The sequence below is a fragment of the Moritella viscosa genome (assembly GCF_900120065.1).
Classification (GTDB): domain Bacteria; phylum Pseudomonadota; class Gammaproteobacteria; order Enterobacterales; family Moritellaceae; genus Moritella; species Moritella viscosa.
On the sequence record NZ_FPLG01000005.1, the window covers coordinates 16,717 to 30,123 of the forward strand.

The following is a 13,407-nucleotide window of genomic DNA, read 5'->3' on the forward strand; positions in this document are numbered from 1 at the left end:
TCTTCTACAGCAATCCTGCTTTAAGATAAGGATATAGGCTATGACTATGCAACGCGTAATAAATGAAATGAAAATTAAAGCTCCGAGTATTCCATGCGGCACGTCACTGGTCGCCGTGGTTGATTTGTTTACTAAACATCAGATTAATGCCGTGCCTGTGGTGAATTCGAAAAATGAAGTGATTGGTTTTGTCTCTGAATCAGATTGCCTACAAGCACTTATTAGTGGAAGTTATCACTGCGATAAACCTGCTATTGTGAACGATGTGATGACCAAAATTGTCGTTAGCGTATCGCCACAAGACAGTATCATTGATATCGCAATTCGTATGACAAAAGATAACTTGAGTGTCTACCCTGTTGTTGAAAATCGCCAATTGGTTGGTATCATTCGTCGTGGAGATATTCTGCAAGTGTTGGCAGAAAATAATAATCAGTGTAGCCAAGTCAGCTAATTTCGTTGGTTGTCATTATTTCTAAGCCATGCTCCAGTAGCCTGGCTTTTTGCTATTTTATTCTTTTACTGCCGTCATATTTTCCCTCGTTTTTATTTATTCCTATTTATTTTCTTATATTATCGATTAATTTGCTGTTTTCTTAATCTTCCTCTGTATATCCGTGAGTGAATTCGGTAAAATTTGCTGTTGTATAAAATCCCATAGTTAGAGCTATATACTTAGCGGAATGCTGATAAACATATCGATATTTGCATTCATCATGCTAAGTACAACTAAAGTAGAGCTGAATCATGTTTGAAGTAAATCCAGTACTGAATAAATTAAAGGAGCTAGGCGAACGCGCCGAGCTGCTTCGGGGGTACCTTTGACTACGATGCAAGCAAAGAGCGTCTAGAAGAGGTATCTGCTGAATTAGAGTCATCGGAAGTATGGAGTGACCCTAAACGAGCGCAAGAATTAGGTAAAGAACGCGCGTCATTAGAATTGATTGTAAAGACGATTGATGATCTAGGCACGGGTTGTGATGACGTTGAAGGCTTAGTTGAACTGGCAGTTGAAGCTGAAGACGAAGAAACATTTGCTGAAGCACAACATGAAATTGTAGGTTTAGAAGCACAACTGGCTAAACTTGAGTTTCGTCGTATGTTTTCTGGCAAACATGATGCAAATGATTGTTATCTTGATATCCAATCTGGCTCGGGTGGTACTGAAGCCCAAGATTGGGCAAACATGCTATTACGTATGTTCTTACGATGGGGTGAGGCACACAAATTTAAAGTTGAGCTGATCGAAGTCTCAGCTGGCGATGTAGCTGGAATCAAAGGTGCCACTATCCGTTTAGGTGGTGAATATGCTTATGGTTGGTTACGTACTGAAACAGGTGTACACCGTTTAGTGCGTAAATCACCATTTGATTCAAGCGGCCGTCGTCATACTTCGTTTGCATCGATATTTGTATATCCAGAAATAGATGACAGCATCGAGATTGATTTGAATCCATCTGATTTACGTATTGACGTTTACCGCGCTTCTGGCGCAGGTGGTCAGCATGTAAATACAACAGAATCTGCGGTACGTATTACTCACTTACCCACTAATCTTGTTGTACAATGCCAAAACGATCGTTCTCAACATAAGAACAAAGATGCTGCGATGAAACAAATGCGTGCAAAATTGTTTGAGTACGAAATGCAAAAACAAAACGCGGAAAAGCAAATCGCAGAAGATGCTAAGTCAGATATCGGTTGGGGCAGTCAGATCCGTTCATACGTACTGGATGACTCACGCGTAAAAGATTTACGTACTGGTGTTGAAACACGCAATACACAAGCCGTTTTAGACGGTGATTTAGACAAATTTATTGAAGCCAGCCTGAAATCAGGCCTGTAAAAAATAGGGTTAAACAATGACTGAACAGTTACAAGATGAAAACAAACTGATTGCAGAACGTCGCGCGAAATTAGATCATATCCGCACGAACTGTAAAGCAAATGGCCACCCTAACGACTTTCGCGTAAAAGATAAGTCAGCAGATTTACAGGCAGAATTTGGCGAAAAGTCGAAAGAAGAATTAGTTGAAATGCAGCATGTGGTAAGCATTGCTGGTCGTATCATGGCGAAACGTGGTCCTTTCCTTGCTATCCAAGATACATCTGGTCGTATTCAAGCATATGCATCGAAAGACGTACAAAAAGCACAAAAAGCTGATCTTGGTGGTTTAGATATTGGTGATATCGTAGGTATTACTGGCGCACTAAACAAGTCTGGTAAAGGCGACCTTTACGTTGAAATGACAGAGTACGTGCTATTAACTAAAGCGCTACGTCCATTACCTGAAAAATTCCACGGTCTAACTGATCAAGAAATGCGTTACCGCCAGCGTTATGTTGATCTGATCGTAAACGCTGAATCACGTAATGCATTCATCGTACGTTCTAAGCTTGTATCAGCTATCCGTAACTTCATGGTATCAAAAGATTACATGGAAGTTGAAACGCCAATGATGCATGTGATCCCAGGTGGCGCAACAGCGCGTCCATTTATCACGCACCATAATGCACTTGATCAAGAAATGTATTTACGTGTAGCACCAGAGCTATACCTTAAGCGTTTAGTGGTTGGTGGTTTTGATCGTGTATTCGAAATCAACCGTAACTTCCGTAACGAAGGTCTATCTCCGCGTCATAATCCAGAGTTCACTATGATGGAATTCTACCAAGCTTACGCTGATTACAATGACCTTATGGATTTCACTGAAGAAATGCTAAGCACTGTTGCGGTTGAAGTTTTAGGCGCGACATCTATGCCTTACGGTGATGAGACTGTTGAGTTTGGTGGCAAATACGCACGTATTAGCATGCTAGATGCGATCAAACAGTACAACCCTGAGCACGAAGTTATCCAAGCATTGACTAATGAAGGTGTTCAAGATCGTGAGTTAATGGTTTCTATTGCGAAATCACTACACATGACCGTTGAAAAATTCTGGACTTGTGGTCAATTACTGGAAGAAATCTTTGGTGAAACAGCTGAACCACAACTGATCCAGCCTACATTTATCACTGGCTACCCAGCTGATATATCGCCACTAGCACGTCGTAGCGATGACAACCCATTCTTCACTGACCGTTTTGAGTTCTTCATCGGTGGCCGTGAAGTTGCAAATGGTTTCTCTGAGCTTAACGATGCGCAAGACCAAGACGAACGTTTCAAAGCACAAGTTAACGCAAAAGATGCGGGTGATGATGAAGCGATGTACTACGATGCAGATTACATTACTGCACTAGAGCACGGTTTACCACCAACAGCAGGTCAAGGTATTGGTATTGACCGTCTAGCTATGTTGTTTACTAATACACATACTATTCGTGACGTGATCTTATTCCCTGCAATGCGTCCACAAGCAAATAGCTAATTAGTTATTTTAAAAAGCCAGTCACGTTATGTGACTGGCTTTTTTATGTCTTGTACTGTGGTTTACAGCATCAAGTATGAGTTAGTCTGTTTCAACCAGCGAATACGGTAATGGTAAGAACGCTAAGTTTGATTCGTTATCGGTAATTTTAAATACACTATCTGTTTCAAGATTATTTGGCATAACACTCGAGATAAGCTGTACGCCATCGCTATAACGGTAGCTTAAGTTGACCTTGCCTGTACTACGCCAATTTTCACCCAGTTGTAATTCAATGTTATCACCACTGTTTACGTTCGCTTCCGTTGGGCCTGTTAAGATCGCCATTGCACGCTTGTTCGTGCCACGGTATTTAGCGCGTGCGACCGTTTCCTGTCCTGTGTAACACCCTTTAGTGAAACTAATGCCATCATAGGCTTGTAGATTGAATGCTTGTGGGATTTGTACGCTGCTCATTGCTGCTCCTACAATGGGGGCTGCTGCTAGAATATCCAGTGCATCCCAGAATGAACCATCATCAGTAGCGGCTTCTGCCAAGTGTTGGTTGATCTGTTGTAATGAAGCATCACTTTTTTGTAATAATACTAAGAAGCGTGGTGTATCACCAATAAGTCGCATGATAAAGCCATTCGGTAAATGGGTTACTGCCTCTTTGCCTAACGTAATCGTGAAGGTCTTGTTCAACCACTGCTCTGCTTGTTCGCCAGCGATACCGTAAAGATTACAGAATGCAGAGGCATCGGTCAGTTCTACTTTTGAGAATACCGCGTATTTCTTTAATTCAGGCAGGGTGATCGCTAATGCGTCTTTGCGCATGATGAAATAAAACGAATTGCCTTTTTTAGCTACTTGGAATGTTGACCACAGTTTTCCTTTTGGATCGCAATGACCACCCCAAGTTGTTTGTTGGTCTTCTAAGCCCACCAGATCACAAGTCAATTGTCCTTGTAAATAACTTAAACGCTGCTCACCTGTTGCCGTCATTAATCCCCAGTGCGATAGCTCGCTTACGATCACATTTGGTAATACGTCTGTTGATGCTAGGATCAGTTTATTAAATTGCGTCATTGTTTACTCTTCTCTGGCTGGTTTTCTCTATGGTAGAGTGAACGCAAGCATTTGTCTTTAGAAGATCTTGTTTATTTTTATGATAGAATTAGACCATGGACAATACGATAAGGGAAAAAAATGACTAAGTTAGATTCAAAGGCGCGTTTACGCTGGGCTTGTCGCCGTGGCATGCTGGAATTAGATGTATTATTTCGTCCGTTTGTGGATGAAGCTTATGATGATTTATCAGATGAAGATAAATTGATTTTCCAACGCTTGTTAGAAGGCGAAGATCCGCAGTTATTTGCTTGGGCAATGGGTCATGAAAAGTGTGAAGATCCAGAGTTAGCTTATATGATGAATAAAATTGTCTCAAGAGTTAAAGTGTAGCGTCACGTTACGCCCATCTAAATACTGGTTGTTGCTGTGTATTGTTATACATAGCTTGGTACTTGGTTTGCTATTAAATTGGCAGATCCTTATATCATTACAATTGCTTTATACCGTAGTCATTATTGTTTTGTGTGGTTATCAATGCAGGCAACACTGGCTACGCCGTCCCAGTTTTACCTATTTCACCAGTGGTTATATCCAGTTTGACGCTGGTGGTGAGTTATTTGTGTTCAGCAAAGATTCTCGAAGTGCCGATCTCTTTATTCAGTTAAGTTATATCAGCTTAAATAAGGGGCACGTTCAGTCATTATGTATAATGCGTGATGCTATCGACGATACTGATTATCGCCGTCTAGTTCGGACTATTAAAATATTAAAATAGTAATTAAATCTATTTATTAGCCAAAATAATCAATTATTTATCCTCTGTTAGTAATTGTGTTGCTTTGATACCATGTTCTTGAAGGAAGGCCAATAGCTTAACGAGATGTTGAATATCCGCTGTTTTTTCGGCTCCAATTACAATCGGCTTTTTATGATCCGATGTCGTTTCTTCAAGTAAATCCAATGTAAAATTTTTCCAATTAATATATTTTTTACCGTTAATGGCCCAAAAAGGTGATTCATTGAGGATATTAATGGTTAAAGATTCTTTATCTACCTCAGAAACGACTTGAGAGTCAGAACTAGGAAGTTCAACATCTAATGACTCCAAGCGAACTGAAGCCGTTAATAATAAAAATACCATTACAATAAAAATGATATCAAGTAGTGGTGTTAGATCTGGGATTAACTCTGTACTCGATGTGTTTTGAGATACTTTGATCATAGAGTATCCATTTTTATTTGTTGTTCATGCTCTATAATTAATTTTTTTTGTGGAACATGAATCATTGAAATACCTTCTAACCATAAGTTTACAAAATTAAGTGTATGCTCCAACTTTGCCACAAGGCGGTCTGCCCAGAGCCCTAGAAGTTGTGCACCTGCAATGGCAGGTAAAGCAACTATAAGTCCGGCTGCAGTCGTTCGCATTGCAAGTCCTAATCCATCAGCTAAGTCGTTAGGTGTAATGCTAGCAGTCGAAGCTGCGACGCCTCTGAACATATCTATTAAGCCTAAAACAGTTCCTAATAATCCAATAAGCGGACTAATCGCACCAATTAAAGTCAATAACCTAAGCCCTGAATGCAACTGGTGACGTTTTTCCTGTAACCACATATTTGCAGCATCTTCACGCAACATTTTTGAAAATGAGTGATGAGACAATAACATTGCCACGGCTTTATATAATAGGGGGCGGCGAGAGACTAAATTTTCAGCTAAAGATTCAATTGCAGAAGCATTTGTAGGTGAAATTAGAGAAAGTCGTTGTCTAATATCTCTTTTACCAACGCCTAAGCTAATCATTACTTGAATAAGTCTTTCTATGATAATGATAGTTGTAAGTAATGAGCAAATTACTAATGGCCACGTCATTAGGCCTAGCTGTTCTTGAAGATTATTTAGTTGTTCCATCATTGATCCAATTTAAAACGAACGGGGATTTTTATGCGATGGGCGATTGCTCTACCATTAATAATATAAGGAGAAAATCGCCATTTTTTAATAGCACGGAGTGCTGCTTTATCTAATGATAATTCACCTGATGATGAGATTAGAATTTGTTTGATTTGACTACCATTATCATCAAGCCAAACTTCATATATTGTTACCCCTTCAATACCACGCCGACTCGCCATTCTCGGATATCGAGGTTGAGTAGGGCGGGAAAGAAATGAAGGCTTATTAATCAAAATAGGTTTGTTACTGATTCCTTTCTTAGGGGCTTGTGGTTTAATTTCTGGTTCTTGTCCTGCAGGTTTAGCCACAGATTTTTTTGGTTTTTCTTCTACTAGAGTATCCTTAAGTAGTTCATTTGTTGCTTTTTCCTTTTTTTCATTCTCCATTTTTGATGTATCTTTTTTAGGTTGCTTTTTAATTTTTTTAGGTGCGTTATCTACTACTTTTTTATTTGTTTTTGGCGGTGTAACTTTTGGTTTCGTTTTTTCTACGGGTTTAGGAGGCTCTATTACAGCCTCAGTTGTAACTGTTTCCTCTGGTAGTGATTTTGATTGTGCAACTGAAGGCGTAAAAAAATTAATAGATACAGATGTCGTATTTGCTCCAGACGGTATTATTATCGCTTTATTTTCTGGTACGACAAATAGCAGCGCAGCATGGGAAGCCAAAGCCACTCCGCCTGCAATAATGTATCTCGGCATATTCATGTCGATTCCCTAGAAGTATGTTACAAAAATCATTGATATCATAGAGTAAAATTAACTATTAAAATTCATCTCTTTTTATAATCTAAAATATAACACCCCCCCTTTAATTGAAAAGGGTGTTATTATCATCTATTCATCATATTTAGAAGTTTATTTCTAAGCCTAATTTATAATTAATACCTGGAGCCGTAAATCTATTCAGCCCTTTTTCTGCAAGGTCAACCATATTCGTTGTACCAAATTTTGGAATGCTTCTTACTGAATCCCAAGTTTTATACTTTTTATCTAATATGTTAAATAGGCCGCCACTGATTTTTATATTATCTGTTATAGCGTAGTTCATCACTAAATCAACTAAGAAAACACTATCACTTGTATATTTCCATTCTTTTCCATCTCGAACGGTGTCTTTAGGATTTTTTTGAGTTATGTAATTAGTGTATAAGCCAAGTCTATATGTATCTGTGTTGTAAATAATATTATTAATAAACTCTAATGGATTAACGCCCATTAAATAATCACCATCACTTCCCTTTCCTTTACTATAACTTAACTTAGATTCATATTTAATATCATTATAAACATTTAACAACGTTGATAAGTTAAACTCAAAATTAATATCTAAACCATAAATGTAAGCTTTATTTACATTTGTATACTGCATGTAATTTTGAATCCAATACTTTTGAGTCCCTTTATGTGTACTACCTGGAATATAATATTTGTTTAGCATTTTTTTGTCTTTGGGCTTTAAGTCAATAAATCCGCGATAGTAAGTATAATAAGGATTTAAAGATAATTTCCAATCGTCCGCAGTATATTCAAAATTAAATTCGTTCGTCAAACCTGTTTCTTGTTTCAAGCTTTGATTAGGTTCGATTCTATTCGCCGACTCCTTACCTCCGTATGAAAAATATAACTCGGTTGCAGTAGGTGCTCTAAAACCACTGTTTATTTTATATTTTATATTTATTTCATCGGTTAATTGATTATCATAAATAGCAGATAAACTAAGACCAGAGAAACGTGTATCCTTCGGAACCGTTAACTCTTTTCCATAAAGATGATTAAATGTGTTCTTCCCGCTCAGGCTTACATCATTGTTAAATTGATCATATCTAGCTCCAAATGATATTAATTCAGAATCAGAAATAAGCATCTCATGAGTCGCAGCCATATAAAATGAATCAGTGGTAACGGGTTCAATAATGTTATTTTTACTGACGGATTTACCGCTCCAACTACTAATAAGAATGTCAATATTGTCATTTTGAAGCTTCTTGCGTTGGTAACCAAGCATGAAATTATTTTTCATCGGAAGTGAAAATAAATTATAACTTTTACTTGTTACTTTTTGTTCAATACCGAATGAATCTTGCTTTATACTTCGCTTATAATTTTTAGTTAATTTCTCACCTTTAAAATCATAAACGTAACTATCATCAGTCTGGTCTATTTTTTGATTATATATTTTTGTAGATAACTTATCGAAATAAACATTATTACTTAAATGTTCCCATTCGATAGAATAACGACGTCTATCAACTGAGCTATTAATTAAACGATGATCATTGCCATATATTGCCCAAGATTTTTCATTAATATCTTTATTTGATTTGAATTGTTCATAAGTCATAATTATATTATTATTTTTATTTGGTTTTAATTGTGACTTTACGAGTAAATTAAATGATTTATTGTCTACAGGATCTGGGCGAGATCTGGCTGGACCATAAATATCTACACCTCGATCTCTTGTTTCTAATTCATGTCCATTGACATCAGTATATAAAACCAACAAATCACCATATTCTTTTTTAAATGCAATTCCCGTGGTGTTTTTTGTTTCATTATTTTTACTTCCATATACGGTTTTATTATAAAATCCGTACTGGTTACTTGGTAATATTATATCTTCCGCATCTTTTGTTTTAAATGAAACTGAACCACCTAAACTGCCAGAACCGGTGAATAGTGAATCAGAACCTTTTTTTATTGCTACAGATTTCACAGAATCTAATTCAATGTCATTAATAGAACCATTAAAATAACCATACCCCTTATAAATTTCATTATCAAAAGATTCACCCTGATGAATACCATCAACTAGAATGGCGACCCTATCTTCACTCACTCCTCGAATATTGAAACCACTCGTTCCGGCCCTTCCCTTTTGTACAACAGAGACTCCTAATTCGCCTTTAACTAAGTCATTTATATCTCCAGCCATTTCATTGTCTATTTCTTTGTTACTAATTTCTATATTGGCTTTATTTAATATTGGCTCTTTTTTAGCTTTAACTAAAACTTCTTCAAAAGTAGTTATGTCAGACGAGTATGCATTAAAAGTTAATATTGTGAGTGGTAGTAATATCAGTTTGTTCATATTAATAAACCGTTTCATCCATCTTGATGTTAATGTAAGTATTAATGCGAATAATTATCATATGGGTAATTATTGTGCTAAATACCTCTGAGTGGGTGTGATTAAATAGTTCAATATTCTTTAAAATATATTTTTATTATTGTGATGAGCTAGATACTGACTGATTAGCTGGTTAATAGTGATGATTAATTTTTAAGTTCAGTTTTAATTCACAATTGGATCGTGGACAGGGATACGACGAAACCAACTAATCAAAACGATAAAAACCACAAATAAAAATAACTTTACAAATAGAATAGGTACAAGTGTTATAGATAAGGTAAAACTCAGCGAAATAAGCCAATATGCTCTTTTCTTTACGGTGCTAGATACAGCGCCATAATGATGCCAATTTGTTAAGATTGGACCAAAAGAGGGGTGACTATGTAACCAATGGTGAAAGCTTGGACTGCCGCGCATAAAGCAAGCACTTGCAAGTAGTACAAATGGGGTCGTTGGTAAAATAGGCAGTAAAATACCAATTAGACCAAGTATTAATGCTAAGCAACCACTCAAATTATAAAGTGCACGTTTAATAGTAATGATTTACTCCTTAATTTATCAAATCTAATATTTATTGAAAATAGAGTTAGATTATAAATATTTGTAAATGATAATGCAATTGATAATTACTTCCATTTGCTTTTTTAACGTGTTTATATGCTGTATACTTGTTATAAGTGTTCATCAACATGGTTGAAAGTTAGTTATTTTTAGTTATTTATGCTGTTATCAAAAAGCGAGAGGGGAATGTGGGAGCGAAGAGTGCAGCTGCTTGAGATATAAAAAGCAGCGAGGGCGCTGCTTTTTATATCTTGTTGTAATCCAATTTTCTGACGAAGTAATTGATTACTTATTTAATGTTATGGGTATAAATTATAACTTAGGCTGTAAAATTGTTGGTTTAGGTTCGTCGAATTGCTCTGGATAGTCGAGGGTGTAGTGTAAGCCACGACTTTCTTTGCGATCTAACGCACAACGAATGATCAAGTCTGCAACCGTCACTAGATTTCTTAGTTCCAACAAGTTGTTACTGACACGGAAGTTACTGTAGTACTCGTCAATTTCTTGTTGCAATAGGTTCACACGGCGCAGGGCGCGCTCTAGACGTTTTGTCGTTCTTACAATCCCCACGTAATCCCACATAAATAGACGTAGTTCGTGCCAGTTATGTTGAATAATGACTTCTTCATCTGAGTTCGTCACTTTACTCTCATCCCAGGCTGGAATACGGTAATCTTTACGGGTTTTATGCAGTTTTGATAAAATATCGTCTGCCGCTGCGTGGGCAAACACAATACATTCTAATAATGAGTTACTGGCTAAACGGTTAGCGCCGTGTAACCCCGTATAAGCGACCTCACCAATGGCGTATAAGCCACGCATATCGGTTTGACCTGTTAAGTCAGTCATTACACCACCACAGGTATAATGCGCCGCGGGTACTGCAGGGATTGGATCCGTGGTGATATCAATACCTAGCTTCAAGCAACGCTCATAAATAGTCGGGAAATGACCAATAACAAACTCAGCGGGTTTATGGCTGATATCTAAATACACACAATCACTGCCTAGGCGTTTCATTTCAAAGTCGATTGCACGGGCAACAATATCACGCGGTGCTAACTCTGCTCGTTCATCGAAACTTGGCATAAATCGGGTGCCATCGGCATGACGTAAATATGCACCTTCACCACGTAACGCTTCAGTTAATAAGAAATTTTTTGCATCTGGGTGAAATAAACAGGTAGGGTGGAATTGATTGAATTCCATATTGGCGACACGGCAACCTGCGCGCCATGCCATGGCAATACCGTCACCACTAGAGACATCAGGATTACTGGTATATTGGTAAACCTTACTTGCACCGCCCGTTGCTAAGATAACAAAGCGTGCTTTAATCACTTCTACTTTCTCGGCTTCTCGGTTCCACACATAAGCACCGACAATACGGTTGGTCGCTTGGTTAAGCTGTTTAGTCGAAATAAGATCAACCGCGTTAAAACGTTCCATTAAGGTAATGTTAGGATGTTGACTGACATTTTCGATTAACGTAGTTTGTACCGCTTTACCAGTGGCATCTGCGGCATGCAAGATACGGCGATGGCTATGACCACCTTCTTTGGTGAGATGATAATGTTGTTCGCCATTATCATCGGCTACTTGATCAAATGGTGCGCCTTTATCTATTAACCAGTTTAAGCTGGCGGCGGCGCTGCTTGCTGTAAAGCTAACGGTATCTTCATCACATAAACCAGCACCAGCCACAAGGGTATCAGACACATGACCTTCTACACTATCCGCTTCATCAAAAACGGCGGCGATACCACCTTGTGCGTAGAGAGTTGAGCCTTCGGTTAAGCTACTCTTACTTAATACTGTCACTTTAGCGTGATCAGCAAGTTTTAAAGCAAGTGAGAGTCCTGCGGCACCACTGCCGATAATCAGTACATCGCTTTGGTATTCCGCATTTGTTCTCATAGTTTCCGCTCGATTTGTAGTATGCTGTTATGACTAACTCTAAGTAGGGCATTATAAGCTTTAAATCTCGGGCAATAAAAAGGTATTTTGATTTATTTGTTCTTATTTTGATTTAATTAGCACAATGGCGAACTTTATTTGGTGTTAAAACGAACTTTATTTATATAACGCAGTCTGAAAAATACACATTAGTAATACTAGTGTCATCAGAATAATAAGAGGTTATGAGTTACTAATGAGTGCAAAAGAGACGGACTTGCAATTAGTTGAGCGAGTTCAAGGCGGTGACAAGGCCGCATTTAATCTATTGGTGACTAAATACCAACAGAAAGTTGCGAACCTGATTTCACGTTACGTTTCAGCCAGTGGTGATGTTGCAGATGTGACTCAGGAAGTGTTTATTAAAGCGTATCGTGCGTTGCCTAATTTTAGAGGTGATAGCGCGTTTTATACTTGGCTATATCGGATTGCCAGTAATACCGCTAAGAATTATTTAATTGCGCAAAGTCGACGACCGCCTGCGAATGATATTGATGCGGCAGATGCGGAATTTTACGAAGGTAATGATGGCATGCGCGAGTCATCAACACCAGAACGGGTTATTTTGGCGGAAGAGATGAAAGCGGTTATTTTTTCTGCTATTGACGCGTTACCTGATGAATTACGTACCGCGATAACATTACGTGAAATGGAAGGCATGAGTTATGACGATATTAGTATTGTTATGAGTTGCCCAGTGGGTACTGTTCGCTCACGTATTTTTCGAGCGCGTGAAGCGATTGAAGTAAAATTAAAACCCTTACTTCAACAGTAAGTTAAACACAGATTACGGACGAGTAAATTTAGGTAATTAATTATGATAGAAAAAGAACGTTTATCCTCCTTAGTAGACAATGAATATATTGATGCTGCACTACTTGATGAGTTAGGCAAGGATGAAGCATTGTCTTCAAGTTGGCAGCATTACCACATGATCGGTGATGTGATGCGCGGTGAAACACCTACAACGGTTAATTTAGATCTTACCCGTGCAATTACAGCGGCTATCGCCGAAGAACCTGAACTGAGAATGCCAAAAGAAAGTGCAAACGACAGCTCTTTCTATCAGAAAGTAATTCAGCCTTGGCTAAAAACGGGTGGTCAATTTGCTATTGCCGCATCGGTTGCGTTAATGGTAATTACGGGCGTGCAATATAGTAATACCGAAGCACCTGTAACAGGACTTGAGCCAGCACTGAATGTGATGCCGTTTGCCGGTGTTGCATCACCAGTAAGTTTTAGTGTTGAATCACCTGATTCACGTCAAGTACAGCCAGAATTTACGGATGAAGAAAAGGTAGAACAAGTGCGTCGTATTAATGCATTTGTACTTGATCATCAATTACAAAAACGCATCCAGCAATAATAGTGAGCCAGT

General features: G+C 38.1%; 14 protein-coding genes. 7 read left to right on the plus strand and 7 right to left on the minus strand.

From position 1 onward, the window contains the following. The first annotated feature begins 40 nt into the window (after positions 1–40). The 3 genes from BT797_RS00615 (at position 41) to lysS (ending at position 3,371) form a co-directional block, all read left to right on the plus strand. Entirely contained in the window at positions 41–454 is a 414-nt protein-coding gene (locus BT797_RS00615) for a CBS domain-containing protein (protein ID WP_045108870.1), read from the plus strand. A gap of 293 nt (positions 455–747) precedes the next feature. Beyond that, positions 748–1,846 (plus strand): peptide chain release factor 2 gene (gene prfB, locus BT797_RS00620; protein ID WP_170860698.1). Its coding sequence is split into 2 segments (ribosomal slippage): positions 748–822 and positions 824–1,846, totalling 1,098 coding nucleotides; the frame shifts between segments, so codons are not numbered across the junction. Between the two features lie 16 nt (positions 1,847–1,862). Continuing rightward, complete coding sequence (gene lysS, locus BT797_RS00625) at positions 1,863–3,371, plus strand: lysine--tRNA ligase (protein WP_045108872.1); 1,509 nt, start codon at positions 1,863–1,865, stop codon at positions 3,369–3,371. An 81-nt stretch (positions 3,372–3,452) separates the two neighbouring features. On the opposite strand, the gene ygfZ is transcribed toward lysS, so the two are convergent. Next, positions 3,453–4,439, minus strand: a complete 987-nt coding sequence (ygfZ, locus tag BT797_RS00630; RefSeq protein ID WP_045108873.1) for a tRNA-modifying protein YgfZ — start codon at positions 4,437–4,439, stop codon at positions 3,453–3,455. A 120-nt stretch (positions 4,440–4,559) separates the two neighbouring features. On the opposite strand from ygfZ, the gene BT797_RS00635 reads away from it, so the two are divergent. Both BT797_RS00635 and BT797_RS00640 read left to right on the plus strand, forming a co-directional pair. Further along, the gene (locus tag BT797_RS00635; RefSeq protein ID WP_045108874.1) at positions 4,560–4,811 is read left to right on the plus strand and encodes an FAD assembly factor SdhE; all 252 of its coding nucleotides are present in this window, start codon (positions 4,560–4,562) and stop codon (positions 4,809–4,811) included. Further along, positions 4,789–5,196: a protein YgfX gene (locus BT797_RS00640; protein WP_244534086.1), complete on the plus strand. Its 408-nt coding sequence runs from the start codon at positions 4,789–4,791 to the stop codon at positions 5,194–5,196. Before BT797_RS00635 ends, BT797_RS00640 begins: the two co-directional genes overlap by 23 nt. Before the next feature lie 33 nt (positions 5,197–5,229). Here the strand turns inward: BT797_RS00640 and BT797_RS00645 are convergent, their stop codons facing one another. From BT797_RS00645 to nadB, 6 genes are all read right to left on the minus strand, one after another. Further along, positions 5,230–5,643 (minus strand): ExbD/TolR family protein, encoded by a 414-nt coding sequence (locus BT797_RS00645; RefSeq protein WP_045108875.1) that lies wholly within the window; start codon positions 5,641–5,643, stop codon positions 5,230–5,232. Next, positions 5,640–6,335: a MotA/TolQ/ExbB proton channel family protein gene (locus tag BT797_RS00650; RefSeq protein ID WP_211705388.1), complete on the minus strand. Its 696-nt coding sequence runs from the start codon at positions 6,333–6,335 to the stop codon at positions 5,640–5,642. Before BT797_RS00650 ends, BT797_RS00645 begins: the two co-directional genes overlap by 4 nt. Further along, positions 6,332–7,084, minus strand: a complete 753-nt coding sequence (locus tag BT797_RS00655) for an energy transducer TonB (RefSeq protein WP_045108877.1) — start codon at positions 7,082–7,084, stop codon at positions 6,332–6,334. Before BT797_RS00655 ends, BT797_RS00650 begins: the two co-directional genes overlap by 4 nt. Before the next feature lie 142 nt (positions 7,085–7,226). Beyond that, positions 7,227–9,470 carry a TonB-dependent hemoglobin/transferrin/lactoferrin family receptor gene (locus tag BT797_RS00660; protein ID WP_045108878.1) on the minus strand — a complete coding sequence of 748 codons (2,244 nt, stop codon included), beginning with the start codon at positions 9,468–9,470 and terminating at the stop codon, positions 7,227–7,229. 204 nt (positions 9,471–9,674) lie between these two features. Next, a complete protein-coding gene (locus BT797_RS00665) occupies positions 9,675–10,055 on the minus strand; it encodes a YbaN family protein (protein ID WP_339390317.1) in 381 nt (126 codons plus the stop codon). A gap of 330 nt (positions 10,056–10,385) precedes the next feature. Continuing rightward, a complete protein-coding gene (gene nadB, locus BT797_RS00670; RefSeq protein ID WP_045108880.1) occupies positions 10,386–11,990 on the minus strand; it encodes an L-aspartate oxidase in 1,605 nt (534 codons plus the stop codon). A gap of 235 nt (positions 11,991–12,225) precedes the next feature. Here nadB and rpoE point away from each other — a divergent pair, with 235 nt between their 5' ends. After that, positions 12,226–12,804 carry an RNA polymerase sigma factor RpoE gene (gene rpoE / locus BT797_RS00675; RefSeq protein WP_045108881.1) on the plus strand — a complete coding sequence of 193 codons (579 nt, stop codon included), beginning with the start codon at positions 12,226–12,228 and terminating at the stop codon, positions 12,802–12,804. A 42-nt stretch (positions 12,805–12,846) separates the two neighbouring features. After that, positions 12,847–13,395: a sigma-E factor negative regulatory protein gene (locus tag BT797_RS00680; RefSeq protein ID WP_045108882.1), complete on the plus strand. Its 549-nt coding sequence runs from the start codon at positions 12,847–12,849 to the stop codon at positions 13,393–13,395. Positions 13,396–13,407 lie beyond the last annotated feature (12 nt).